The organism is Sphingomonas molluscorum, from assembly GCF_039522995.1.
Classification (GTDB): domain Bacteria; phylum Pseudomonadota; class Alphaproteobacteria; order Sphingomonadales; family Sphingomonadaceae; genus Sphingomonas; species Sphingomonas molluscorum.
This window is the reverse complement of the sequence record NZ_BAAAEL010000004.1, coordinates 14,457-41,021: the sequence shown is the minus strand read 5'-3', so window position 1 is coordinate 41,021 and position 26,565 is coordinate 14,457. Positions and strand designations below refer to the sequence as shown.

Below are 26,565 nucleotides of genomic sequence, written 5' to 3'. Positions count from 1 at the left end.
TCGATGCCCAGCGGCTTCAGCATCGCCATGAACAGCCGATCCTCCTCCTTCACCGGCTCGATTTGGAGGATCTCGTTCAACCGTTCCCAATAGGCTATGCCGACCGGCTGGGTGCCGCTCCACGGCCGGCCATCGGGATGGACAATACGAGTCTTGCGCGGGTGGCCGAACATCCGTCGACGGGCGTTCGATCCCGGCTTCAAGGACAGTGACGCTTCGCTCGGCCGCGAGCATTATTACCAGCTCGGCTACATTCCCGCCGACAAGGTGTGGGAGTCGGTCAGCCGCACGCAGGAATATGCGTACGACGACTGGGCGATGGCGGTTCTCGCCGAGACAGCGGGTGCGGCGGAGGACGCCAAGGCCCTGCGTGCGCGGAGCCGCAACTACCGCAACGTGCTGGACGCCTCGATCGGCTTTGCCCGGCCGAAGTTCTCCGATGGGAAGTGGTGGGAGGCATACGATCCCGTCCAGATCGGGCACATGCCCAAGCCCTGGTGGCGGGACTATACCGAGGCGAACGGCTGGCAGGCGACCTTCCTGAACCAGCACGACGTCTACGGCTTGATCGAGCACTTCGGTGGGGATGCTGCGTTCGAGAAGAAGCTCGACAGCTTCTTCAACGCGCCTTCGACCCTGCCGGACAATGCGCCGCCCGACATCTCGGGGCTGGTCGGGCAATATGCCCATGGCAACGAGCCTACGCACCATGCCGCCTATCTCTACGCCTTTGCAGGCGCGCCGTGGAAGACCCAGGCGATGGTGCGCCGGCTGCTGACCGAAATGTACAAGGACGATCCGGACGGAGTGATCGGCAACGACGACTGCGGACAGATGAGCGCGTGGTTCGTGTTCAGTGCGCTCGGCTTCTATCCGGTCGACCCGGTGAGTGCCCTCTACGTCTTCGGCTCGCCGCTGTTCGAAGAGGCGGAAGTTTCGGTCGGGGAGGGCCGAACGCTACGGGTGCGGGCGATCGGTAACGGGCCGGGAAGTCCCTACGTCCAATCGGTGCGCTGGAACGGCAGGCGCTGGACCCGCAACTGGATCTCGCATGCGGACCTGGCGAGGGGCGGCACGCTGGAGTTCGTAATGGGGCCCAAGCCCTCTCGCTTCGGGGTCGCGAAGCAAGACCGGCCGCCTTCCTTCGGACGCAACGCGCGCTAAAGAAAAAGTCCCCGGAAGATGCGGGCATCTTCCGGGGCAATGTTGCCGCTGGGCAAGGGGAGGGGGGCCAGCGGAACCTCGTTCAGGGAGCCGAACTCATTGATGGGGGCACGTCGGCGGGGCCGCTGCCCCAGTTCGGGTTCGGCCGTGCACCCATGGTGAGGACGAGCGTTGCGCCATCCTTTACATCGGCATGGCGGAACCACGGCTTTGTCCAGCGATGGCCGTTCAGGGTCGCCGACTGGATGTAGAGGTTGGTGGCCGAGTTGTTGCGCGCCACGATCTCCAACGCCTTGCCGTTGCCCATTTGCAGCTTCACCCTGTCGAAGATCGGGCTCGAAAGCACGTACACGTCGCTGGACGGATCGACCGGATAGAAGCCCATCGCCGTCAGCGCGTACCAGGAGGATGTCGCGCCCTGGTCGTCCATGCCGGCATAGCCATAGCCTGAGGCATCGCTGCCGTAGAGCGTGTCGAGGATGCGCCGGGTCAGCGCCTGCGTCTTCCACGGTTGGCCGCTCCAGGCATATAGGAACGGGGCGTGCTGGTCCGGCTGGTTGCCGTGGACATACTGGCCCACCATGCCGGTGCAGTCGCGGCAGATCCCCTTCGGCGTGTAGGGGGTGCTGAAGAACTGATCGAGCTTGGCGTTGAACGCGTCGCGTCCGCCGAGCAGGGTCGAGAGACCCCGAACGTCATGCGGGACCAGCCACAGCGTCGACCAGCCCGACGCCTCCTTCATCATGAAGTTATAATAGGGCTCCTGCGGGTCGAACGGCGCGATCCATGCGCCGTCGGCGGTGCGGCCGCGCATGAAGCCTGTCTTGCGATCGAAGACGTTGCGGTAATTGGCGGCACGCGTGCGGAACAGCCGCGCATCTTCCCGATGGCCGAGCATTTCCGCGAATTCGGCCATGGCGTGATCGTCCCAGGCATATTCCAGGGTCTTGGCGGTACCTGCCTTGCCGCCCGCATAAGGAGGGCTGGGATCCTCGTCCGGCAAGACGTCGGAGATCCAGCCGTTCTTCTGATATTCGGCCAGATACCCCCGTGGGCCCTTGGGATCCGTAGCGTTGCGGCGGAGGAACTCATAGGCGGCCGCATAGTCGAACGGGATGCCCCGCCGGGCGGCACCCAGGTACAGGAACACGGCATTGTCGCCGTGGAAGGACGTGTTCATGAACCCGCGCTCGCGCGCCATGTCGAGCTCGGACTGCATGATGTCGCGAACGACGTCCGGCTCGAGCAGCTCCAGCAGCACGATCTGGTTTCTGCCCGTGTCCCAGAATGGCACCGGACCATAGCGATCGTAGGTGGCCGTCTGCATCCTGCCTTTGCTGTCGGCGAAGTTCTCGCCCTTGCGCGCGACCAGGCGCGGGCTCGCAAAGGACTGGAACAGCGTGGAGTAGAAGAGCATCCGCTGCTTGGGAGTGCCGCCGGTCACCTGGACCTTGTCAAGCAGTCGGGCCCAGGCTTGCCGCGCCTGCGCACGCATGCTGTCGAAGTCCCAGCCGACGCTTTCGGCGCGCAGGCGCCGCTCGGCGTCGGCGTAGCTCGGCCCATGGGCCATTCGCACCAGGATCGGCGCGTCCGCCCGCGTCGTGAAATCAAGGTAGCTGCCGACATAGCTGCCGTCGATCCGGCGGGCGTCGGGGACCACGTCCTTGTCGCCGATCCCGTAGCCCCGATTATTCCCCCCGGACTTCCGAAAGGTGCCGAAACGCGAGAAGGGGTGCGAAAACTCCGCGACGAAGTAGCGGCCGTCCGGCGCGTCGTGATCCCCGCGCCGGGCAGCAACGCCTCGAACCATGCGGTCACCGACGATCTCCACCTCCCCACCTTGCAAGGGAAGGTTGAGGACGATGTGGGCCCGATCGCTCGTCGGAAAGGTGAACCGCATCAAGCTGGTCCACCGGCTGGCGGTCAACTCCGCGCGCGTTCGGAAGCTGTCGAGGTAGACCGAGTAGTAGCCCGGCGCAGCGACTTCCTTGGCCTTGTCATAGTAGGACTGGGTGTAGACCGGCGGAACGGTCCAGTCGCCGACGATCGGCATCAGGATCGGTTGAGCGCCGCCGCCATAGGTGGCGCCGCCGCCGCCGGTGAACCCGATCATGGTGGGGTTCGGATAATAGTAGGGCGTGGCCACACCGGTGGGATAGGTCTGTTCGATGTTGACGTTGACCGGCGCCGCCTCGACTGCGCCGTGCGGAAGGCGCGCACCTGGGGAGGTGATCCCCGAATACAGCGGCTCACCGGGGGGCGGAGCGTTGCCGATCAACTCCTTTCGATCCAGCGGCGCAGTGCCGACCAGGGGATTGGCTTCGTCGACCGGCTCGCGCCCGTTCGACTGCGCAATCGCAGACACGTGGCTGCCGATCAGCACCGCGGCGGTCGCAACCAGGCTGCGGCCGAGTCTCGTGCGCCAGACGCATGGCGAAGTTTGGATGCGCACAGACACCTCCCCGTTTCAACATTCTCGTGGTCGGGCGGCCGTGTTCGGCTTCAATAGGCCCGACAGGAGGAGGGTCGTTTAAATAAATCATATTGTCAAATAACTGGGATTGCGGTCTGCATCTGAATTCCTCTCCATGCCCTGGGAATTCAAAGAAAAGCTTGCGGGTTCGAAAGCAGGTATCGCGCCACCTCGCGGCCAGATGAGTCTAGGAAAAACCATACCGAGTGTCGCCAGACGGAGAGGCGCTCGGCGGGTGCTTTCTCCTCCACGAGAGGCGCCTCCGCATCGTGCCGCCAGCCTGTGTGCGCGGTGATCAACAAAGGGGTTCCCATGGCTCGTCTTCGCGCAGCAGGTCTGCTCACCGTTTCCCTTCTTGCGCTCGCGTCCACGCCGGCGAGCGCGCAGCAAGCCGCCGCGCCGGGCGAGGAGGCGGAAAACGCACCGGTTGCGGGCGCCTCGTCGCCCGCGGACGAAGGAAACGAGATCATCGTCACCGGTACCCGTGCGGAGGGCCGCACGCGGCTCGACAGCGCGTCGCCCGTGGACGTGCTGAGCGCCGCCAGCCTGCAGCGCCAGGGAACGACCGAGCTCGGTGCGGCGCTTGCCGCAGTTGCGCCTTCGATCGACTTCCCGCGTCCCGCGGCGAACGACGGAACCGACGCCATCCGCCCGGCGACGCTGCGCGGGCTCTCGCCCGACCAGACCCTGGTGCTGATCAACGGCGTGCGCGGCCATACGTCCGCGCTCCTGAACACCAACGGCACTGTGGGCCGCGGCTCAGCGGCCGTGGATCTCAACACCATCCCGGTCACGGCGCTGGATCGCATCGAAGTGCTGCGCGACGGCGCATCGGCACAATATGGCTCCGATGCGATCGCGGGCGTCGTCAACCTGCGCCTGCGAGAGGCCCGCGAAGGTGGCGGCGCGTCGGTGACCTACGGCTTCTACAACACCCAGATCGACACCGCCCGAGGCAGCCGCCACACCAATGGCGAGCCGACCGTGACGGCTTCGCTGTGGCAGGGCATCGGCTTCGGCAGCGACGGCTTCCTCACCCTGTCGGGCGAATATACCAAGCGCGAGCCGACCAACCGCGCCGACTATGATCCGCGCGTGACGCCGAGCCGCATCACCGGCCGCTACGGGGATCCCGAGGTGGATCAATATTCCATCTTCGCCAATGCAGGGACCTCACTCGGCGAGACTTTCCAGCTCTACGGCTGGGCCGGCTATCAAAACCGAGAATCCGAGAGCGCGGCCTTTCCGCGACTGCCGGGCGTCACGTCCGGGTACAGCAACGCCGCCTCCATCTATCCCGACGGCTTTCTTCCGCTGATCAACAGCAAGTCGCGCGACCTGAACTCCGCGGTCGGCGTGAAGGGTGACGTTGGCGGCTGGAACCTGGACCTGAACGTCAGCTACGGGCGCAACAAGATCGAGTTCCGCACGCGCAACTCGGCCAACTTCTCCTACGGTGCCGAGACGCCGACCGACTTTTACGATGGCGCACTGGTCTACGATCAGTGGGTCGCCGGCTTGGATGTCGCGCGCAGCTTCGACGTCTTTCAGTCGCTCAACGTCGCCTTCGGCATCGAGGGGCGCCGCGAGGGCTATAAGATCGAGGCGGGCGAGCTTGCCTCCTACGGTTATCCTACGCCGGACTATGCGGGCGGTGCTGCCCCGGGAGCGCAGGGCTTCGGCGGCTTCTCGCCTCGGAACGAGATCGAGCGCAGCCGCCGCAACGGCAGCATCTATGCCGATGTGGAAGCGCAGGTGACCGACAAGCTGCTGCTTGGCATCGCCGGGCGTGCAGAGAAGTATTCGGACTTCGGCTCGACCGTGAACGGCAAGCTGTCGGCGCGCTATGACCTGGCGGACTGGCTCGCGCTGCGCGGCACCGCTTCGACAGGCTTCCGCGCACCGTCGCTGCAGCAGCAGTATTTCACGCAGATCGCACAGGTGGTGCAGAACGGCGTGCCGGTGCAGACCGGAACCTATCCGTCGGTGGACCCGGTTGCCCGGGCGCTGGGCGGACTGCCGCTCGATGCCGAGAAGTCGACCAACCTCTCGGCCGGCTTCGTGGTTCGCGCCGGCGGTTTCGACCTGACGGTGGACGCCTACCGCATCCATATTCGCGACCAGATCGGCCTGTCCGAGAACCTGAGCGCCGGGACGCCCGGGACGCCCAGCTACAACCCGGCAGTTGCCGAGTTGCTGCCGAGCGGCGTGCAGGCTGCCCGCTTCTTCATCAACGGTCTGGCCTCGACCACGAAGGGCATTGATGCCGTCGCGCATTATCGCCTGCGGACTGCGACCGCCGGCAGTTTCGACTTCACACTCGCGGGCAACATCAACGACATCAAGGTCACGCGCGTACCGACCACCACGTCGACGCTGAACCCGGCACCGACGCTGTTTGCCCGCACCCGCATCCTGTCGCTGGAAGAGGGCACGCCGCGGGAAAAGGTGACCGGTACGATCGACTGGTCGCTCGATCAGCTCGGCGCGCTTGCTCGCGTCACCTACTACGGCGACGTGACGCAGCCGGGGACCACGGAAGCGGCAGATGTCCACACCGGGCGGCACGCGATCACGGACCTGGAGCTGCGGTATCAGGCGACAAAGGGTGCGCAGTTTGCCCTGGGCGTGAACAACCTGTTCGACGTCTATCCGGATCGCATCATCCCGGCGAACAACAGCACCGGCGTGCTGGGCTTCCCCTACTACTCGCCGTTCGGGTTCAACGGCCGCTATCTCTACGCGCGCGCCGGTTTCAACTGGTGAACCCCTGCCAGGCCGGGCTGTACGCCCGGCTTGGCGGAACCGTACAGCCGCCCTATGCGCTTCTCCCATCAACGAAGTGGGAGTAGTTCATGATCGTGCAGCTGTTCACGGATCATCCCCGTAGCGTCGGGGAAAGCTATGCCGAACATGCGCGCACGGCGGCGCATTTCGGCTTCGCGATGCTGAAAGGGGGCGCGGCGTGCCTCGTGCATGCCGTGGTTCCCGCATGGTTCACCCGCACCGGAAGCAACACGGTGCGGCAGCTGCACGCTGAGATGACCCGCCGCAACGCCGCGGCGGTGGCCGAGGGATCCGCGCTGGTCTACGAGATCTGAGCGCGTGATCCGTCATGTCGCGATCGTCGGCGCGGGTTTTTCAGGCACGCTGCAGGCGATCAACCTGCTGCGCCACGGGGGGCCCCGCGCGACCCTGATCGAGCGTGCGCCGCGTCCCGGCCTTGGGCTGGCCTATGGCGCTGCGCATCCGAGCCATGTCCTCAACGTCCGCGCTTCGAACATGAGCGCCTTTCCCGACGAGCCGGACCATTTCGTGCGCTGGCTGGAGAAGCGCGGGGTACCGGATGCGCCCGCTGCGTTCGTGCCGCGGGTGACCTATGGCACGTACCTGCGCGAGCTGCTCGACGAGGCGCAGGCACGCGCCGGCGATCGGCTGCGCATTGTTCAGGGCGACGCGCTCGACGTCGTCGAGAACGGAGACGTTCGCGTGCAGCTGGCGAATGGTCCCGAGATCGTTGCCGATGCAGCGGTGCTTGCGGTGGGCAACCTTCCGCCCCATTCGCCGCCCGGTCTGGATCCGGCTGCGCTTTCAACGGAGCGCTACAAGGGCGATCCCTGGGACCCTGGGGTCGGGGAGGGGCTTTCCGGCGAGGATACCGTCCTGGTCATTGGTACCGGCCTGACCATGGTTGACGTCGTGCTGATGCTCGACGCGCGCGGTTTCAGGGGCCGCATTGTTGCACTGTCCCGGCGAGGGCTGCTGCCCCGGCGGCACGAAGCTCCCGCCGCGTGGGACAAGATCGTGGAGAAGCCTTCGGAGTCTGGGGCGAAGCTGGTGCAGCGCGTACGCGCGCGTGCCCAGGAGGTGGGCTGGCGGAACGCCGTCGATGAGCTACGCCCCTACACGCAGGCGCTGTGGGCACAGGCGACCGAGGCGGACCGCGCACGGTTCCTGCGGCACCTGCGCCCGTGGTGGGACGTGCACCGCCACCGGCTTGCTCCAGCGGTCGCCAACCGGCTTGCCGATCTGCAGGCGAGCGGGCGGTTGAACGTGGTTGCCGGGAAGACGCTCGGGTTCGAGGAGGTCGGCGACGGCGTTACCGTCCGCTATCGGCCGCGTGGCGACGAGGCGGAACAGCGGCTGCATGTCCACCGGATCATCAACTGCACCGGACCCCAAGGTGACCTGCTGCGCACCAGTGAGCCGCTGCTGCACAGGCTGGTCGATCGCGGCGCAGTGCGTCCGGACCCGGAGCATCTAGGTCTCGACGTCACGGTCAGCGGCCAGGTGGTGCGGACGGACGGCTCGGCAAGCGAACGGCTGTTCGCACTCGGCCCCATGACACGCGGCGCTTTCTGGGAGATCGTCGCCGTGCCGGATATTCGCCGCCAGACCTGGGACGTGGCGCGGCGGCTGTCGAACGCACATTGGGTCGGCGGGGAGGGCCTGTAGTACCCGCGGGAGGCGAGCTGTTCCGTGTTCGTTCTTGACGTGCTACGGCGATGTCCATGCTCGCTCACGTCTCGCCTCTTACGAGTATCTGCCGGTGACGCGCCGTGCCGGAAGCGCCGATCTGCCGCTGCACGGCGGCAGGGTGCCGGCTTGGCTCGGCCAGCGGATGACGAAGCTTGGCGCGGTCATCGTCGAGGCGATCGTCCACGAATATGGCCGCGACGAGTTGCTCCGGCGGCTGGCGCACCCTTTCTGGTTCCAGTCGTTCGGTGCAGTGATGGGGATGGACTGGCATTCCTCCGGCATCACCACGAGTGTCCTCGGAGCGCTCAAGAGGGGGCTGGCACCGCTCTCGGGCGAACTCGGTATCCACGTGTGCGGCGGTCGAGGGCGTCATTCGCGGGCGACGCCGTCGGAACTCGCGGCAGTGGGTGACCGAGTGGGCCTGGATGGCGCGGCGCTTGGCAAGGCCAGCCGGCTTGTCGCGAAGGTCGACAGTGCCGCGGTGCAGGACGGGTTCGACCTCTATCTCCACGGCTTCATCGTCACGGATGAGGGGCGCTGGGTGGTCGTGCAGCAGGGGATGAACGGGGATCGCAGGCAGGCGCGCCGCTATCATTGGCTGTCGGAGGGGATCACCAGCTTCGTCGATGCTCCCCACGCCGCCATCGAGGGCCGCGGGCAGGGAATGATCGTCAATCTGGCCGACCGTCGCGCGGCGCCCTCCCGGGAGCGCCAACTGGAGGTGCTGGCGACACTCGGTCCGGACGGGATCGTGCGGGAGTTTGCTCGAATGCAGCCCGTTGAGCCAGCTGCGCCGGCACAGGGCCTGCTGCCGCACCTGGTGATGCCAGATCATCACGACGTGCGGCCCGAGAACATCGTGGCGCGTCGCCTCCACGGCAACCTCGCCGCCGCGGCGGATCGCGCGCCGGTCGATTTCGCCGACCTGCTGCTGTCGCCGCGGGTCGGCGCGCGGACGGTGCAGGCGCTCGCGATGGTAGCGGAGGTGGTGCACGGCTCCCCTTGCCGGTTCACCGATCCCGCGCGCTTCTCGCTCGCGCATGGCGGCAAGGACCGTCACCCCTTTCCGGTGCCCACCCGCGTCTACGACCAGAGCATCGCGGTCATGAAGCGGGCAGTGATCAAGGCGAAACTCGGCGAGACGGAGGAACTCGCGGCGATCCGCCGGCTGGACGCGCAGGCGCGACGGCTGGAGCGGGATGCCACCGGTCCCTCGGTGAAAGCACTAATCGCGCAGGAACGCCGTTCAAGCCACGGATATGGGGGGCGCAGCGTCTTCGGGTTCGAACCGCCCCCGGCGAGTGAGAAGATCGCCGGCTAGGCCAGCAGGATCGCGCCACCGATCAGCATTGCGCCCGCGACGATCGCACCGCCGATCCAGCGCGATCCGGTGATGATCGCTGCTCCGGCATCCGGTGGTGGCTGGGCAGGTTCGCTTTCGAGACGCCGGATTGCGGCGCGGAGCAGCCGCGGCGCGTCGCTTCCGATCTTGCTGAGTTCCCACGCGAGCGCCTGAAGCGTCGGCAGCCAATGATCGGGCGAGAGCCGGGCCTGTGCGATCCGCAGCGACGAACGCTGCATCGCCGAAGACAGGTCGAAGTCGGGCTGGATCGCCGTGAGCACCCCGTCGATCGTCGCCAGCGCCTTGAAGATCAACAGCAGGTCGGGGGGCATCGTCATGCCCTCGTCGCGCATCAATGGCAGGAAGTCCGCAACCATGGCGCTCAGGACGACACGGCCGCCACCATGGCGCACGATCAACCGCTCCGCTGCGGCCTGGACGCGGTCGCGCGGCACGGCGCTTCCGGCGGACCAGGTCGCGAGGACGTCGGCCAGAGCAGCCGGATCACCGGCGTTCAGCGATTGGGTGAAGGCGATGAACTCCTCGCGGCGTCGCGGAGAGACATGACCGATCATGCCGAGGTCGAGCAAGGCGATACGGTTGCCGGGTAGGCACAGCAGGTTGCCTGGGTGCGGATCTGCATGGAAGCGCCCGTTCACCAACACCATGTCGAGCACGATGTCGGCGCCAAGCGACGCGATTTCCGACGGATCGATACCCGCCGCACGAAGACGCTCGCCGTCTCGGGGCGGGGTTCCCGCGATGTAATCCATCACCAGCAGCGCTTCGGAGGTCCAGGCCCAGTGGATCTCCGGCACCACCACGCGCGGATCGCCTGCGAAGTCGGCGCGAAGCCGGTCGGCGTTGCGACCTTCCCCGGTGAAGTCGAGTTCCTCCAGCACGGCTTCGGCGAGTTGGCGCGTCATCGCGGCGGGCGCGAAGCGCCTAGCCTCGGCGCTCGCGGCTTCCGCCACCGAGGCCAGTTGGGCGATCAGCCGCAGGTCGGCTTCCATGCGCGGCCGGATGTCCGGTCGCCGGATCTTGAGAACGACGGGCGTGCCGTCTTTCAGGGTCGCGCGGTGGACCTGTGCCATGGAGGCGGCGGCCAGGGGTTCCGGATCGAAGCTCCCGAATGCGGACTCGGGTGATTGGCCCAGCGCTTCTTCCACCGCGGGACGGAGGGCGCCGAAGGGTAGGGTAGGAGCGCCGCTGTGCAGTTGCTCCAGTTCCGCGATCCATTCCGGGGGCAGCAGGTCGCCGCGCGTGGCCAGGATCTGGCCCAGCTTCACGAACGTCGGTCCCAAGGCCTCCAGCGCCAGTCGCGTGCGGCGCGGAAGGGTCTGCGGGTTGTCGACTTCGCCGTCGTTCCGCTCCAGCCCCAGTCGGGCAAGCAAGACCCCGAGGCCGAAGCGCGAGGCGATCTGCAGGATTTCTGCAAGCCGCCCGCGATCGCGGGCGGCTACCATCAGGGTCTTGATCATGCGGGGCTCTTCCTTACCCCTATTTCTCGAAGGCTACCGTCGCCATCACGGGGAAGTGATCCGAGGCGTAGGTCGTGCCCTCGTGGTGCGTGTCGACCGTCGCCTCCTTGATCTGGAAGCCGCGGACGAACAGATAATCGATGCGCTTTTTGCCGACGCCCGTGAAATCGTGGAAGGTGAGTTCGGGACCCTGCTTTCGCGGAGCCGCCGTCCAGGCGTCGGTGAGTGCCTTGGAGAATTCAGCGTAGACTCCGCTGTCCGGTTCGGCGTTGAAGTCGCCAGCGACGACGAGCGGCAGGTCCTTGGCAATCGCCGGCAGGCGCGACAGGATCAGGGCGCCGCCCTGCTCGCGAGCCTTCGCGTCCTGATCCCGGTGCGGCAGATGGGTGTCGACGAAGACGAAGCGGCGCGGGTTGCGGCCGAGAGTCTCGAACACGCCCCAGGTCGCCATGCGCGGCAGATCGGTACCCCAGCTCATGCTGCCAGGCTGCTCGGGCGTGTCCGACAGCCAGAAATCGCCCTCGGTCACCAGCCGGAGCCGGTCGGTGCGATACAGGATGCCCATGTGCTCATCCGCGTGACCGCCCCGTCGGTCGCGGCCGAACCAGCGATATTGCGGCAGCGCGCGGAGCAGATCGTCGCCCTGCCGCTGGTGCAGTTCCTGCGTGCCGATCACATCCGGCTGGGTGTCGCGGATCGTCGCTACCATCACGGGGCGCCGCACGTCCCACCGGGTCGGACCCTCATCGTAGGAAAGGCGGACGTTGAAGGTCATCACCCGCAGTGAAGAGGCCGGCGCGCAGGCTGCCACTGTGGCGACGAGGAACAGCCCTATGCTCCGGCGCAGGATCGACATCATTCATTCTCCCCAATTCTTCTTGCTGGTCATTTCCCGATGGGCGGGGATCGCGTCAATGCCATGACGACCTTGTGCGATGCGCCTCCGGGGGCGTCCCCTGTGGAGACCTGGCCATGGTTTGCAACAAAATGTTGCTGAGTGGGGTTCCATTTAGTTAGCTTCCTAACTATCTGGCGTCGCCATGCCGGATCAACAGCTGCAACGCGGGTTCACGCACCGCCTGATGCCGCTCGCGCGCGCCTATCGGCGCTACATCGACAAGGGGCTCTCCTCGCTCGAGCTGTCCCACACCACGGCGCTTGCCGTGATGCTGATCGGCCGGATGGGAGACGGGCTTCGCCAAGGCACGCTGGCAGAAGAGCTGGGGCTGGAAGGGGCATCGCTGGTGCCGCTGATCCAGCAGCTGCTGCAGGCGGGTCTCCTCGATCGTCGTCCCGATCCCGAGGACGGCCGCGCCAAGACCCTCCACCTCACCGACGCCGGCCGGAGCCTTGCGGCGGAGGTCGAAGAGCGTTCGGCGACGTTGCGCGCGCGCGTCTTCGCGGGCATCCCGGACGAAGATGTTGCCGCCGCGTTGCGGGTGATGGACCGCCTGGCGGTTGTCCTCCAGGAATGTGCAGATGGGACGCCGGCCGCGTGACGATCGGCGTGCGTCATCTGGTGTTCTCGGCCAACGCCTTTGCCGGCGCCTTGCTGGCGTTGTTCCTCTCCTTTGAGATCGGCCTGGAACGTCCCTTCTGGGCAATGGTGACCGTTTATATCGCGAGCCAGCCCCTGTCCGGCGCGTCGGTTTCCAAGGGCGTGTTCCGCCTCATCGGGACCGTGGTCGGCGCGGGCGCCGCAGTGCTCATGGTGCCGGCATTCGTGAACGCGCCGGTGTTGCTGACGCTCGTGATGGCCCTGTGGGTCGGCGGCTGCCTGTTCGTCTCGCTGATGGACCGTACCCCGCGCTCCTACCTCTTCATGCTGGCCGGCTATACGGCCGCCTTCGTCGGGTTCCCCTCCGCAGGTCACCCGGAGCTGGTGTTCGGCACCGCGGTGCTCCGCGCCCAGGAAATCGGGCTCGGCGTGTTCTGCGCGATGCTGTTCCACTCGATCATCTTCCCGCTGAGCGTGGGCGATGCGGTACGCGATCGGCTGCGCGACATTCTGGCGGATGCCGAGCGCTGGACCGCGGACGCCCTGTCCGGCGCCTCCTCCCCAGAGACGGAGATGGAGCGCCGCCGCCTCGCGAACGACACGACCGAGCTCCATCTGCTGGGCACGCATCTGCCTTATGACACCGCGCGGATTCGTCCGGAGCGCAGGACGTTGGCCGCGCTTCAGGACCGATTGGTGCTGTTGCTGCCGATGGCCTCCGCGATCGAGGATCGCATCGTCACGCTGCGGGCGGCAGGGGCGCTACCGGAGCACCTCGATCGGCTGATCGAGGACGTCCGCAGCTGGATCGAGGATCCCGCTGCCGCAGATCCGGACATGCTCCGCGAGCGGGCCGAAGCGCTTTCGCGGGAGGCGGCGAGCCGACACGACTGGAATGCGCTTCTCCAGGTGAACCTTGCAGGTCGGCTGGCGGAACTGATTGTCTTGCTCGGGACCATCCGGTCGCTCGCACGCGCGATCCGCTTCCCTGAGGAGAAGCTGCCCCAAGCGTTGCGGCAGACGATCCGGGCGGCGCGCCCGCGCAAGTTCCACCTCGACTATGGGCTCGCGCTACGCTCGGCCTTTGCCGCAGTGCTGGCGACCGGGGGATGCGCCGCGTTCTGGATCTTCAGCGGTTGGCCGGACGGCGCCACTGCGACGATGATCGCCGCCGTCATGTGCTGCTTCTTCGCGGCCATGGACGATCCCACCGTCGCGCAGCGTGGTTTCCTCTACGGCACCGCGGCCGGCATTCCGCTCGTCGGCTTGTACCTGTTCGCCATCCTGCCGATGATCAGCGGCTTTCCGCTGCTGGCGCTGGTACTCGCGCCCCTTTTCCTGCCGCTCGGCGTGGCAGTCGCCTTCCCGGCACTCGCCGGTGCGACGATGCCGCTGGTGGTAGGGATCGCGGGCGGGCTGGCGCTCAACAACAACTATGGTCCGTCCGATTTCGCCACCTTCGTGAACAGCAATTTCGCGTTGTGCGCGGGGGTTCTGGCCGCGATCTTCGCGACCCGTCTGGTGCGCGTGCTGGATCCCGCGGCTGCGGTGCTGCGGGTCCTGCGGGCCGGCTGGCGCGATCTCGCCGACGCGGCCGAGGGGCGTTCGATCCGCAGTCCGGCGGCCTGGACCAGTCGCATGCTGGACCGGGTGGGGCTTATCCTTCCCCGCCTCCCGCGCGCAGCCGCGGACCTCAGGCTCGCTGGAACCGACGCCCTTCGCGATCTTCGCGTCGGCCTGGGCGTGCTTCAGGTCCGCGAAGCGGCGCGAACGACCCCGTCGGGCGTCGCACGGGTCGCGTTGGAGCGGCTTGTCGCAACCCTCGGACGCCACTTCCGCCGGCTCGGAAACGGAGCGAGCGAACGTGCGCCGTTGATGCTGCTCGACGAGATCGACGTCGCATTGGCGCTGACCCTGGACACGCCGGCGGACTTCCCTGGCCGTGAGCCGACGCTGCACGCACTCGTCGGCCTGCGCCGCAATCTCTTTCCCGACGCCAGCGCCTGGCAACCGGAGGCCCTTGCCGCATGAACGGCCAGATCGACATCAACGGCATCTATGTCCACCCGCTGCTGATCGCGGCGATCGTCGCCTATGCGGTGTCGCTCCCGATCGAATGGGCACTCGCCCGTGTGGGGTTCTACCGCTTCGTCTTCCACCGGGGCTTGTTCGACTTCGCCCTGGTAGTCGTCCTGTGGGGGCTGGTCGCGGCCGCCCTGTCCACCGGCACTCCTTTCGCGCTTTCCTTCTGAGACCGTCATGAAACCCGTCATCATCATTCGCGTCCTGATCACCTTCGCCATCGTCCTCGCCGGCTATTTCGTCGCCGAATCCCTGTGGCGGCATTATGAGGAGGATCCCTGGACCCGCGACGGTCGCATCAGTGCGGACGTGGTGCAGGTTGCGCCGGACGTGTCGGGGCTGGTGACCGAAGTGCTGGTGCACGATAACCAGGAGGTGCGCGCTGGCACCCCATTGTTCATCATCGACCGGCCGCGCTACCAACTCGCGGTCAAGCAGGCGCAGGCGGGGATCGCGGCGCAGCGGGTCCTGATCGCGCAGGCCCGCCGCGAGGCGCGGCGTAACCGTACCCTAGGGGACCTGGTCCCGGCCGAGGAACGCGAGCAGGGAGACGCCAAGGTCGAGCAGCTTCAGGCCGAACTCGCCCGCCTGCAGGTGCAGCTGGAGACGGCGCGGCTCAACCTCGCGCGTACGGAGGTGCGGTCGGGCGTGGATGGCACCATCACCAACTTCGACCTTCGCCCCGGCGACTATGCCACTGCCGGCCGCGCCGAGTTCGCGATCATCGATCGCAAGTCGATCCATGCCGTGGGCTACTTCGAGGAAACCAAGCTGCCTCGGATCGCGCCGGGAGACCGGGTGCAAGTCCATCTGATGGGGGAGCAGCGGGTGATCGAGGGTCATGTCCAGAGCATCGCCAGCGGCGTGGACGATCGCGATCGCACCGCGGGTGAAAAGATGCTCCCCAACGTCAACCCGACCTTCAACTGGGTGCGCCTTGCCCAGCGTGTCCCGGTGCGGATCGTGCTGGACCGCGTCCCGGCGGGCTTGTCTCTGGTCGTCGGCCGCACCGCGACGGTCAACGTCGTCCATCGCGAGCCGTCTTCTGCACCGCGCCCCGGTACGGTGGCAGGGGGGCTCGAAGCCCGCGCTAACCCGGAGAAGACGGCATGAGATCGTCGATGCTGCGGAAAGTCGTTCCCCTGCTTGCCACTGTGGCGGCAGCCGCTTGCGCGCCGGTCGGGCCCGACTACCACCGTCCGGAGGCGGCGATCGCCGAGCGCCCTTCTGCCAAGGCGCCGTTCTTGAGCGGCAACGAGCCTGCCTTCACCGAGACTGCCGTTCCCCAGGACTGGTGGCGTTTGTACCGCGACCCGGTGCTCGACAGCCTCGTGGCGGAGGCCATCGCCGCGAATACCGACTTGCGCGTGGCAGCGGCCAACATCGCGCGAGCCCAGGCGCAGCGCACCATCACCGAGGATGCGCGAGAGCCGCAGACGGAGCTCGGCGCAAGCATCTCGCGCGCCATGCCCTCGGCACAGGAAGAGTTGATGCCGGGCGAGGCGTTCCCGTCCTTCTGGGTCTATTCGCTGGAGGCATCGGCGAGCTACCAGCTTGATCTGGCGGGTCAGATCCGCCGCGCGATCGAGGCGGCGGATGCCGATGTGGCAGCGACGCAGGCGGCGTATGACGCGACCCGCGTGACCGTCGTCGCCCAGACCACCGCCGCCTATGTCGAGGCCTGTGCTGCGGGGCATGAGATCGGCGTCGTGCAGCAAGCGCTCGATCTGCAGCGACGCAGCACCGAGCTGACACGGCGGCTGGTTCGTGGGGGACGCGGCAGCACGCTCGACGTGACCCGCTCCACCGCGCAGGAGGCGCAGGTTCGTGCCAATCTGCCGACCCTGATCGCCCAGAAGCAGACGGCGCTGTTTCGTCTTGCGACCCTTACCGGCAAGCCGCCTGCCGAGTTCGACCGGCGGGTGGCGGGCTGCGGGCGGGAGCCACAGCTGGATCGGCCCGTCCCGATCGGTGACGGGGCCGCACTGCTGCGGCGCAGACCGGACGTCCGGCAGGCGGAACTGCTCTTGCGCGCGGCAACTGCCCGGATCGGGGTCGCAACCGCGGACCTGTATCCGAAGATCCGTCTCGGCGCGTCCGTCGGCTCAGCGGGGCTCGCAGAGTCCTTCCTGGCATCGGACACGTTCAAGTTCGGGCTGGGGCCGCTGATCAGCTGGGAGTTTCCGAACCGCAAGCGCGTGCGCGCCCGCATCGGCATGGCCGAGGCCGAGGCGGATGCGGCGTACGCGCGCTTCGACGGGGTGGTGCTCACCGCCCTTCGCGAGGTGGAGACGGCGCTCACGGTCTATGCACGCGATCTCGATCGCCGCCGCGAGCTGGAGGAGGCGCGGTCTCATGCAGCGCAGGCGGCACGGGATGCGCAGACGCTATTTCGCGCCGGGCGCCAGGGATTCCTGCCGGTACTGGATGCGGACCGGGTTCTGATTTCCGCCGAACAGGCGCTGGCGGCGCAGGAAAGCCGCATCGCCGCAGATCAGGTCCGCTTGTTCCTGGCGCTGGGAGGCGGATGGCAGACCTCCGCTGCGGCAGAGGCTTGAGCCTGAAAGGTCCGGTCGAAAGATAAGATAATTACGGTCGCCTCCTTCGTTCCTTGCCGTTAGGCTGGAAAGAAAAAGGGAGGATCTGATGGCATTTTTCCGCACGGCCTTGTTGCTGGGGAGCACGCTCAGCTTTGCCGGCGGCGTTCCGGCGTTGGCTCAGCGCACGGTTCCCGCCGCGCCGGACGCGATCGTCTACAAGACTGCGCTGACGACGAAGTGGGGCCGGGAGGTCACGCCGGAGAACGCGTGGCGCAGCTATCCGCGTCCGCAGCGGGTGCGGGACCGTTGGCTCAACCTCAACGGCCAATGGGACTATGCGATCGCGAAAGCGGGCACACCCCGGCCCGCGCAGATGCAGGGGAAGATCCTCGTTCCTTTCGCGGTGGAATCGAAGCTCTCGGGCGTGCAGCGCCCCGTTCTTCCGGACGACCGCATCTGGTATCGGCGCAGTTTCGCTGTGCCTGTCGATTGGGCCGGGCAGCACGTGCTTCTGAACTTCGGCGCGGTCGACTATGAAGCGGCCGTCTGGGTGAATGGCGCCTATGTGGGAGCGCACAAGGGCGGTTCCGCCACCTTCAGCTTCGATATCACCGCGCACCTGCGGAGCGGAGACAACGAGCTGGTGGTCCAGGTCGCCGATCCCACTTCCGATGGCGTGCAGCCGCGCGGCAAGCAGACGCTGGCGCCGCAGGGCATCTGGTACACGCCCGTCAGCGGCATCTGGCAGACCGTATGGCTGGAGCCGGTGTCCGAACTGCACATCGCGGACGTGCGCGCCACACCGGACATCGATCGCGGCCGTTTGGAAGTGGATGTCGCGCTCAACCGTTCTGCCAACGATACCGATGCGGTGCGCCTTACCGCGAGCAAGGACGGACAGGTCATTGCGAGCACCATCGTGCGCGCCAACCGGCACGGTAGCCTGCCGATCCCGAACGCGCATCTCTGGTCACCGGACGACCCGTTCCTCTACGATCTTTCCGCCGAGCTGGTGACGATCAAGGACCCCTATGCAGGAGCGAAGGAGCGGACGCGTACGGCCTATGACGCACGGTTCACGGAACGTGAGAGCGCGACCTACGCTCAGGCTCAGGTGGTCGGCACGCCAGTGGATCGGGTGAAAGGATATTTCGCCATGCGCAAGGTCTCGATTGGACCAGGCGCGGTAGAGGGGCAACCCGCAATTCTGCTCAACAACAAGCCGCTCTTCCAGAACGGGACGCTGGACCAGGGCTGGTGGCCCGACGGCCTGCTCACCCCGCCTTCGGAAGAGGCCATGGTGAGCGACATTGTCTTCCTGAAGAAGGCCGGGTTCAACATGTTGCGCAAGCACATCAAGGTTGAGCCCGCGCGATACTATTACGACGCGGATCGGCTCGGGATGCTGATCTGGCAGGACATGCCCTCCGGCGGCGACGAGGACCAGTTCGTCACCGGATCGAGCAAAAGCCAGGCGGTGCTGTCCTCGATCGCGATGACGGAGTTCCAGCAGGAACTTGCCGCGATGATCGGGGATCTCCGGTCCTTTCCCTCGATCGTGACCTGGGTCGTGAACAACGAGGGTTGGGGGCAGTATGACTCATCAACGCTCGCCAAGCTGGTGAAGGGGATGGACCCAAGCCGGGTCGTCAACGCCGACAGCGGCTGGCTCGACGTTGCGCCGGACGCGTCGGACATGGTCGACATCCACACCTATGAGGACAAGCCGAACGTCCCGCCGCGCTCCAGCACCCGCGCCATCGTCATCGGCGAATATGGCGGCATCGGCCTTCCGATGCGCGGCCACATCTGGCGGGCCGGCAAGCGCAACTGGGGATATCAGGTGGCCGCCGACGGCCAGGATTATCTCAAGCGCTACCGCGTCAAGTTCGACGAGATCATCCGCCAGGCGCGCGAGGAGGGACTGAGCGCGGCCGTCTACACCCAGACGACCGACGTGGAGGACGAGATCAACGGCCTCCTCACCTACGATCGGGCTGAAGCAAAGGCTCCCGCCGAGGACCTCGCGCGGATCGCGGTCCCGCTCACGGGCGTCGGCGTGGATCCTCATCAGGGCCGCTGAACGGAACTCTGCGGCGCGACCGGAAGGTTGCGCCGTCTCGGGCTGACGGGTTCAGGTGGCGGCTCGCAGTGCTCGCGGTTGAGTGGTTTTCGCTGCCGCCCTTTCGCGCAAGAAACGGAGGATGGCAGCATCGAGGCCACCGAGCGGCGCGCCCCGTTCCGTGGCGAGGCGCGCACCGCGCGGTCGTGGCGCGCGCCAGTCGGGAAGGGGGCCCGGGATTTCCTCGATCAGGCCGGCGTCGAAGCCTGCACGATGCGCGATCCGCCGCGCGAACTCGGCCCAGCTCAGGGTCTCACCGTTCGTGAGGTGCCACACACCGGTTGCGCAATCGATCAGCAGGTCGAGTGCAGCTTCCGCCACTTGGGGTACATAGCTGGGGGAGACGAGGTAGTCGGACGTGGCCTGGAACGGGCGACCTGCTTCCAGGCTGTCCACCACCGCATGCGCGAAGTCGAAGCGGCCGGTCGGCGAGAAGAAGGCGCCGGTGCGGGCGATCAGCGTGTTGTCCAGACGGGTGCAGCCCGCCTCCATCTCCGCCTTGCTGCGGCCATAGGCGTTGAGGGGCTGCACGGCGTCTGTCTCGACATGAAGCCGGCCGTCGTCCGCGCCGAACACCATGTCGCTGGAAAAGCCCAGATATGCGATCCCGCGCTCGGCGCACGCTTCTGCAAGTGCCACCGCGCCTTCTGCATCGGTCCGGCGGCAGGCCTCTTCTTCCGCTTCGGCAGCATCGACGTCGCCCCAGCCAGCCGCGTTGACCACCGCCCACGGGCCGATGGCCTCGATCGAGCGGCCGAAGCCGTGCGGCCTAGCAAGATCAATCCTCGTGCGATCCGACAGAACATGGGGGATGTGCCGGATCGTACAGGCGCGCGCGATCGCTTGGCCGAGCGTACCCGTGGCGCCGAGTATCAGCAGCGGGGGCGTAGACGGGCTCGCGTCCTGTGGCCGTCGTGCTCCCGGGTGCGGCATGGGGGAGTAGAGCAACCGGTCGGGGCGCTGCCACCAGCCGGGTTCCTGCGCGAGCGGATGGCGGGCTGCGCGCTTCGGCAGGCCGCGCCAGAGCTCTGCCAGCGCCGTGGGCCGCGGGGTGCCACTCGATACGTCGAACACCCCCGGTTCGTAGCTTCCGGATCCGGTCAGCAGCGTGTCCCAGCCATGGCTCCCCAGCAGCGACCAGGCGGTGACCGCGCGCAGGTCAACGCCCGATGCTTGCGCAGCGCAGGCCGTCTCCCAGGCCTCGGCTGCCCAGCGCAACTGTTCCTCGCGGGTGCAGCCATTGTGCACCTCAGTGATCGCGATCGGCGTTCGGTAGCGTTGCCACGCCTCGCGCACGACGCCGCCCAGCCCGGCGGGGGGCGGGTCGAGAACTCGGATGGCTTCGGTGTCGGCGTAGGCGAACCGTCCGTTTCCGCCGTGCGTGGAGGGCGGATAGCGCTGCAGCCGATGGTCCAGGAACCGATCGCTCGTGAGATAGTGGTTTACGCCCACGATATCGGGCGGGCAGGGGGCATCGGCGATCGCCCGCATCCGATCACCGAGGCCGAAGGCGGCGATCCGCTCCCACAGCGGGTGCTGCCGCGTGACCCGGCCGAACAGCAGATCCCACCCGGCCCACCGACGAAGGTTGTCGAACGCTGCCTGTTCGGCCAGGCGCGTGGTCGCATAGGCGCGGCCGAGATCGTCCGTCTGGATCAGCTGCGCGGCCGGGGTCACCCGACGCACGGCCTGCATCGCCAATCGGACGCCATCCACCTGGTTGAGCAATGCCAGCCAGAAGGAGCCCTCGTCCGCGCTGTGCGGGTACCAATGGCCGTAGAGAGCAGAGAAGCGGGCGGTGGTCAGCGGCTCGTTGACCGGCGTCCAGGCCTCGATCCAGGGGTAGCGTTGCGCAACCTGGGCAGCAAAATCGGCCAATCCCGGCGCAAACCCCGGGTCGAGCAGGTTGGTGTGGCTGGGGCCGCTGCCGTGATGGACCAGTCCGACAATGGGGCGGATGCCGAGTTCTCGAAGCCGTTCCAGCCGCTCGTCAGGCCAGCTCCAGTCGGCCGTCGCAAGCCCGTCAGGTGCCACCCGCTCCCAAAGCACGGGGTAGCGTATCGCTTTGAGACCGAGTTCGGCAAAGCGGTCCAGGTCCGATATTCGATCGTGGTGGCCGCTCAGGCGGCACTGGTCGAGGTACCCGTCGCGCGTGCGGTTTACCGTGCATTCGACACCACCCCAGAGCTCGATGTCCGGCATCCGACACCTCTCGATCTGTGGGCCTGCAACGGCTGCGAGCGCGCATCGTTCCGCACAAGCATGTTGATCTATGTTGGTCGGCAAAGACTTAGCGGAACATTTCTTGCGCGCACAGGTTTCAGTAAGGTTACCCAGAGAACATCTGAAGGGGGCGCGCGTGAACAAGCAGGTGCCGTCGGAAACCAGCCTTCCGGGACTTTCCTCTGGGCCCAGTGATCGTCCGACGTTGATCTGCTTCAGCCATCTGCGATGGGCGTTCGTCTTCCAGCGTCCGCAGCATTTGATGACGCGCTTTGCCGCCACGCATCATGTGCTGTTCTGGGAGGAGCCGGAGTATGTGGCCGGCATCGGGACCGCGCGCCTCCGTCGGAGCGTCTGCGAGGGCAGCGGCGTGGAGGTGCTGACGCCCGAACTCGACGAGTCGCTGCGCGGCCGGGACGAAGACGCCGAGCTGGCGGTGCTGCTGAACGCTGCCCTGATCGGCACCCGCGGCAGCATCATCCGCTGGTACTACACGCCCATGATGCTGCCCTTTTCGCAGCATGTGCAGGCGGACTGCGTCGTGTACGACTGCATGGACGAACTGTCCGCGTTCCGGGGGGCTCCCCCTGAGTTGCTCGACCGCGAGCGCTTGCTGCTCGAAGCAGCCGACCTCGTCTTTACCGGTGGCACCAGCCTGTATGAGGCCAAGCGCGACCGCCACTCGAACGTCCACGCATTTCCCTCCAGCATCGACGTTCCTCACTTCGCTCGGGCGCGAAAAGGCGGCGCGATCCCGGCGGAGCAGGCGGCGATTGCGGGTCCGCGGCTCGGCTTCAGCGGCGTGATCGACGAGCGAATGGATCTGGAGCTTCTGGAGGCCGTTGCGGACGCGCGTCCCGATTGGTCTCTGGTGGTGATCGGCCCCGTGGTGAAGATCGGCGAGCACGAGCTGCCGCGTCGTCCGAACATCCACTATTTGGGTTCCCAGCCGTACACCGCGCTGCCGGACCATATGTCCGGCTGGGACGTGGCCCTGATGCCGTTCGCGATCAACGAGGCGACGCGGTTCATCAGCCCGACGAAGACGCCGGAGTATCTGGCCGCCGGCTGTCCGGTGGTGTCCACGCCGATCACGGATGTCGTGCGCCATTACGGCTCGCTTTCGGCAGTGCAGATCGCCGACAGTCCCGACGCGTTCATCGCCGCGTGCGAGGCGGCCATGCAGTTGCGCGCGGGAGACCGGGCGTGGCTGGAGGAAGCCGACGCGGTCCTCGCCCGCACTTCCTGGAACAGCACGGCCTTCGAGATGGCGGCGTTGATCTCGGCAGAGATCGCGGCGCGGGGGCGGATCGAGCCCGTGGTGTCTCCGACGGTCTGGCCCGCGTCGCAGGATCGTTACGACGTGATGGTGGTGGGTGCCGGCTTCGCGGGAGCCGTCATGGCGGAGCGGCTCGCCGCCGATGGTGGCAAGCGGGTTTTGGTGGTGGACCGCAGGCCACACGTGGGAGGGAACGCCTTCGACCACAAGGACGACGCCGGCATTCTGATCCACCAATATGGGCCGCACATCTTCCACACCAACTCGCAAGAGATCTTCGACTATCTTTCGCGGTTCACGGAATGGCGTCCCTACGAGCATCGGGTGCTCGCGTCCGTCGACGGGCAACTGGTGCCTATGCCGATCAACCGTACGACGCTGAACGCGCTCTATGGCCTCGACATGCAGAGTGACGAGGAGGTCGCGGCGTTCCTCGCCGAGCGCGCGGAGCCCGTGGTGCCGATCCGGACTTCCGCGGACGTGGTCGTCTCGCAGGTAGGACGGGAGCTCTACGAGACTTTCTTCCGCGGCTACACGCGCAAGCAATGGGGACGGGACCCGTCGGAGCTCGACAAGTCGGTCACCGCGCGGGTGCCCACCCGGACCGGCACCGACGATCGCTACTTCACCGACCAGTTCCAGGCGATGCCGCTTGAAGGCTATACCCGGATGTTCGAGCGCATGCTGGACCATCCAAACATCGACCTGCTGCTGGGCGTCGATTACCGTGAGGTCCGCGACGCCTATCCGCACGACCATCTGGTGTTCACCGGCCCCGTGGACGAGTATTTCGGCTATCGCTACGGCAGGCTTCCATACCGGTCCCTGCAGTTCGAGCACCAGACGCTCGACAAACCCTGGCACCAGCCGGTTGCCGTCGTGAATTATCCGAACGAGGCGACACCCTACACGCGGGTGACCGAATACAAGCACCTGACGGGACAGGAGGCAGACCGCACCAGCGTCACCTTCGAGTATCCGAGCGCGACGGGCGATCCGTATTACCCGATCCCCTGCGAGGAGAACCAGGCGCTCTACAAACGGTACGAGGCACTGGCCCTGGCGGAGCCCTCGGTCAGCTTCGTCGGGCGGCTGGCAACCTACCGCTACTACAACATGGACCAGGTCGTCGGTCAGGCGCTGGCAACCTACCGGCGCCTCACCGGGGCGCGGAAGGTGCAGCAGCCACCGGAGCATGCGGTTGTCGCTCCATTGGGACGTACTGCGGCTTGAACATGGCCGGTCGGGTTGCAGGATGACCGTGCTCGCCTTCGGACGTGTGCCGGCGCTCGTGCGTCACCGATGATCGGGTCCTCACTTGGAACTGCCCATGTCACGGGCGTCCGACATGTCCCGCGGGGTACAGGACGAGGGTGGCCAAATCCGGTCGTGCGTTCCGGGGGATGACGTGCATACAACTCTCTTCCCGCCAAGACGGCTGAGGGACCGGATCGTGCGACATGGATACGCAGCGGGGGAAAGGGGGCCTTGCACACTGGAGTTGCCCGTCGTCGCTTGTTCTTCGCGTTCGCCTCGTCGATAGGCACCCGCATGAAGCCTCATCCCGCACCCGCCGGCATGCACCCGCGAGAGTTCGTCGCCTTCATCGCGGCGGTCATGGCGGTCAACGCGCTGGGCGTCGACCTGATGCTGCCCGCGCTTGCAGACATCGGCCGCGACCTGTCGGTGAGCACGCCGAACCATCGCCAGTGGATCGTCACCGCCTATATGCTGGGCTTCGGCGCCGGGCAGCTGGTCTATGGCCCGCTTGCCGACCGCTTCGGACGCAAGCCCATCCTGGTGGGCACCTTGGCGGGCTTTGTCGCCGCGGCCATCTTCGCCGCAGGCTCGGTGACCTTTGTGGGCCTGCTTGGGGCGCGCTTGCTTCAGGGGCTGATGTCCGCCTCCACCCGCGTGCTGGCAGTCGCCATTGTTCGCGACGGGGCATCCGGGCGCCAGATGGCGCGCACCATGTCGATCGCCCAGATGATCTTCTTCCTGGTGCCCATCCTGGCACCCACGCTGGGGCAGGCGCTGCTCGCCTTCGGGCCCTGGCGCTTCATCTTCTACGCGCTGGGCGCCTTTGCCGCGGTGGTGCTCGCCTGGACGCTGGTCCGGCTGCCGGAGACGCTGCCGCTCGCGCGGCGGGTACCGATTTCGCTCGCCGCTCTCCGCGAGAGCTACCGGCTGACCCTCACCAACCGTTTCTCGATCGGCTATGCGATCGCCGCTTCGCTGACCTTTGGTGGCATCCTTGCGTTCGTATCCTCGGCCCAGCAGATCTTCGTCGATGAGTTCGGCGCAGGCGATCGTTTCACGCTGCTGTTCGCGCTGTGCGCCTTCGCCATGGGCGTCGCTTCCTTTGCGAACAGCCGGCTGGTGGAGCGGCTGGGCACGCGGCTCATCTCTCAATCCGCCGTGCTCGCGCTCATTACCCTGTCCGTCATCCATGTCGTCGTGATCGAGGCCGGGCTGGAGACACTGACGAGCTACATCGTGTTCCAGGCTTTGAGCATGACCTGCATCGGCCTGTGCGGCTCCAACTTCGGCGCGATGGCGATGGAGCCGGTCGGCCACATCGCCGGCACGGCGTCGTCGCTGCAGGGCTTCATCACGAGCCTGGGGGCGGTCGTCGTGAGCCTGGTGATCGGCCAGTCGTACAGCGGGACGACCCTGCCGCTGGCAGTCGGCTATCTTGGGATTGGCCTCGCCCTGATTGCGATCATCTATGTGATCGAAGGCGGGCAGTTGTTCCGTCCGCGCCTGCCCGCGCAGTAGGGCGCTGGCCGCTCTACGGGCGCCACACGCCGAGGAATGCTGCGCCGGGCACGTCCGCCCGGCCAACCGCGAGCTTCGGACGTCCGGTCCCGTCGAGCGGGAGGATCGTAACGCCGCCGGTCTTTTCATGCGCCACGAGCAGCTGGTCTTCGAGTAGCAGCAGGAAGCGGGGGGAGGCGCCGCCGCTGGGGGTGTGCCCGAGTAGCGTGACCTCACCCTCTGGATCAATGGCGAAGCTTGCCACGCTGTCGTGGCCGCGATTGCTGACGTAGAGGCGCGTTCCCGCCGCGTCGAGCGCAACGGCGCCGCCGAGACTGCCCGGTGCTGCGTCCGCCGGCAGAGTGGAGAGGATGCGCTGCGCTGAAAGTGCGCCGCTTTCTTTCATCCCGAGAACGGTCAAGGTCGACGTGAGTTCGCTCACCAGGAACGCAATCGGCAGGGTGGGGTGGAACGCCAGCTGGCGCGGACCCGAACCCGGTGGCGCGACATGGGCGATGCTGGGCTCGCCCAAAGCGCCTGTCGCGCCATGGGTCGGGAACGCAAGGACCTGGTCGGTCCCCAAGTCTGCGACATAGAGCCGTCCGTCGGCGGCGAAGCCGACCCAATGGGCATGTGGCCCTTCCTGGCGCTCGACATTCGGCCCCTGACCCTCGTTCTGGTGGATGGCCGGCGGGCCGGAAGGCAGGCCCTCCGGATCGAGGCGGTACATCGCAACCGTCCCGCTCGCGTAGTTGGCGATCGCGAGCAGCCGACCGGAAGCGTCGAGCGCCAGGTGACACGGACCATCGCCGCCCGACGATACGGAGGCGACCTCACGCCAGTCTGCATCGGCGTCCGCAAGCACCACCCGGCCCGCCTTCTCGTCGACGAGATACCAAAGCCCGGAGCCCGGCCGACGTATGCCTGCGGAGACGTTGACGTACGCGGCAAGCGCCGGGCCTGCCGTCAGGCCTTCGCCCGTGATCGTGAGCGGATAGAGCCCGCGTGCGCCCGGCTCCGCATAGCCGGCCGCAAATACGAGTCCACGAGCTTCGTCCATTGTCCTCTCCGACTTGCTGGCGGCCTCTTCAGGTCAAAGGCGGCAGGTCCGTATCGGTTCCCCTT

General features: G+C 66.8%; 17 protein-coding genes and 1 pseudogene. 13 read left to right on the top strand and 5 right to left on the bottom strand.

The features are described from left to right. Nucleotides 1-162: 162 nt before the first annotated feature. Nucleotides 163-1,164, top strand: a pseudogene (locus tag ABDZ92_RS07470) (GH92 family glycosyl hydrolase); the annotation flags it as partial. Between the two features lie 82 nt (nucleotides 1,165-1,246). Here ABDZ92_RS07470 and ABDZ92_RS07465 read toward each other — a convergent pair. Next, nucleotides 1,247-3,547: a GH92 family glycosyl hydrolase gene (locus tag ABDZ92_RS07465; protein ID WP_272695553.1), complete on the bottom strand. Its 2,301-nt coding sequence runs from the start codon at nucleotides 3,545-3,547 to the stop codon at nucleotides 1,247-1,249. Nucleotides 3,548-3,949: 402 nt separating this feature from the next. On the opposite strand from ABDZ92_RS07465, the gene ABDZ92_RS07460 reads away from it, so the two are divergent. From ABDZ92_RS07460 to ABDZ92_RS07445, 4 genes are all read left to right on the top strand, one after another. Beyond that, nucleotides 3,950-6,403 carry a TonB-dependent receptor plug domain-containing protein gene (locus ABDZ92_RS07460; RefSeq protein ID WP_125959549.1) on the top strand — a complete coding sequence of 818 codons (2,454 nt, stop codon included), beginning with the start codon at nucleotides 3,950-3,952 and terminating at the stop codon, nucleotides 6,401-6,403. Nucleotides 6,404-6,492: 89 nt separating this feature from the next. Then, nucleotides 6,493-6,738, top strand: a complete 246-nt coding sequence (locus tag ABDZ92_RS07455; protein ID WP_125959550.1) for a DUF6356 family protein — start codon at nucleotides 6,493-6,495, stop codon at nucleotides 6,736-6,738. 4 nt (nucleotides 6,739-6,742) lie between these two features. After that, a complete protein-coding gene (locus tag ABDZ92_RS07450; protein WP_125959551.1) occupies nucleotides 6,743-8,092 on the top strand; it encodes an FAD/NAD(P)-binding protein in 1,350 nt (449 codons plus the stop codon). 94 nt (nucleotides 8,093-8,186) lie between these two features. Beyond that, entirely contained in the window at nucleotides 8,187-9,437 is a 1,251-nt protein-coding gene (locus tag ABDZ92_RS07445) for a DUF763 domain-containing protein (protein ID WP_125959552.1), read from the top strand. On the opposite strand, the gene ABDZ92_RS07440 is transcribed toward ABDZ92_RS07445, so the two are convergent. Together ABDZ92_RS07440 and ABDZ92_RS07435 are read right to left on the bottom strand one after the other, a co-directional pair. Beyond that, the gene (locus ABDZ92_RS07440; protein WP_125959553.1) at nucleotides 9,434-10,939 is read right to left on the bottom strand and encodes an ABC1 kinase family protein; all 1,506 of its coding nucleotides are present in this window, start codon (nucleotides 10,937-10,939) and stop codon (nucleotides 9,434-9,436) included. The genes ABDZ92_RS07445 and ABDZ92_RS07440 overlap by 4 nt on opposite strands. Nucleotides 10,940-10,958: 19 nt before the next feature. Next, nucleotides 10,959-11,714, bottom strand: coding sequence for an endonuclease/exonuclease/phosphatase family protein (locus ABDZ92_RS07435; RefSeq protein WP_343762210.1), 756 nt, complete (start codon nucleotides 11,712-11,714; stop codon nucleotides 10,959-10,961). 265 nt (nucleotides 11,715-11,979) lie between these two features. On the opposite strand from ABDZ92_RS07435, the gene ABDZ92_RS07430 reads away from it, so the two are divergent. The 6 genes from ABDZ92_RS07430 to ABDZ92_RS07405 all read left to right on the top strand — a co-directional run bounded on the left by ABDZ92_RS07430 (nucleotide 11,980) and on the right by ABDZ92_RS07405 (nucleotide 19,142). After that, nucleotides 11,980-12,438: a MarR family winged helix-turn-helix transcriptional regulator gene (locus ABDZ92_RS07430; protein ID WP_125959555.1), complete on the top strand. Its 459-nt coding sequence runs from the start codon at nucleotides 11,980-11,982 to the stop codon at nucleotides 12,436-12,438. Beyond that, entirely contained in the window at nucleotides 12,411-14,468 is a 2,058-nt protein-coding gene (locus ABDZ92_RS07425; protein WP_125959556.1) for an FUSC family protein, read from the top strand. Before ABDZ92_RS07430 ends, ABDZ92_RS07425 begins: the two co-directional genes overlap by 28 nt. Continuing rightward, complete coding sequence (locus ABDZ92_RS07420; RefSeq protein ID WP_125959557.1) at nucleotides 14,465-14,689, top strand: DUF1656 domain-containing protein; 225 nt, start codon at nucleotides 14,465-14,467, stop codon at nucleotides 14,687-14,689. Before ABDZ92_RS07425 ends, ABDZ92_RS07420 begins: the two co-directional genes overlap by 4 nt. Before the next feature lie 7 nt (nucleotides 14,690-14,696). Beyond that, complete coding sequence (locus ABDZ92_RS07415; protein WP_125959558.1) at nucleotides 14,697-15,632, top strand: efflux RND transporter periplasmic adaptor subunit; 936 nt, start codon at nucleotides 14,697-14,699, stop codon at nucleotides 15,630-15,632. Nucleotides 15,633-15,640: 8 nt separating this feature from the next. Further along, entirely contained in the window at nucleotides 15,641-17,077 is a 1,437-nt protein-coding gene (locus tag ABDZ92_RS07410) for an efflux transporter outer membrane subunit (RefSeq protein ID WP_125959559.1), read from the top strand. Between the two features lie 88 nt (nucleotides 17,078-17,165). Next, nucleotides 17,166-19,142 (top strand): glycoside hydrolase family 2 protein, encoded by a 1,977-nt coding sequence (locus ABDZ92_RS07405; protein WP_125959560.1) that lies wholly within the window; start codon nucleotides 17,166-17,168, stop codon nucleotides 19,140-19,142. A gap of 51 nt (nucleotides 19,143-19,193) precedes the next feature. Here the strand turns inward: ABDZ92_RS07405 and ABDZ92_RS07400 are convergent, their stop codons facing one another. Beyond that, on the bottom strand, nucleotides 19,194-21,686 hold the full coding sequence (locus ABDZ92_RS07400; protein ID WP_343762201.1) for a family 1 glycosylhydrolase: 2,493 nt from the start codon (nucleotides 21,684-21,686) through the stop codon (nucleotides 19,194-19,196). On the opposite strand from ABDZ92_RS07400, the gene glf reads away from it, so the two are divergent. Both glf and ABDZ92_RS07390 read left to right on the top strand, forming a co-directional pair. Further along, the gene (gene glf, locus ABDZ92_RS07395; protein WP_125959722.1) at nucleotides 21,667-23,916 is read left to right on the top strand and encodes a UDP-galactopyranose mutase; all 2,250 of its coding nucleotides are present in this window, start codon (nucleotides 21,667-21,669) and stop codon (nucleotides 23,914-23,916) included. The genes ABDZ92_RS07400 and glf overlap by 20 nt on opposite strands. 345 nt (nucleotides 23,917-24,261) lie before the next feature. Next, on the top strand, nucleotides 24,262-25,461 hold the full coding sequence (locus ABDZ92_RS07390; RefSeq protein WP_125959723.1) for a multidrug effflux MFS transporter: 1,200 nt from the start codon (nucleotides 24,262-24,264) through the stop codon (nucleotides 25,459-25,461). Nucleotides 25,462-25,474: 13 nt separating this feature from the next. On the opposite strand, the gene ABDZ92_RS07385 is transcribed toward ABDZ92_RS07390, so the two are convergent. Next, nucleotides 25,475-26,500, bottom strand: coding sequence for a lactonase family protein (locus ABDZ92_RS07385; protein WP_125959562.1), 1,026 nt, complete (start codon nucleotides 26,498-26,500; stop codon nucleotides 25,475-25,477). Nucleotides 26,501-26,565: the final 65 nt, after the last annotated feature.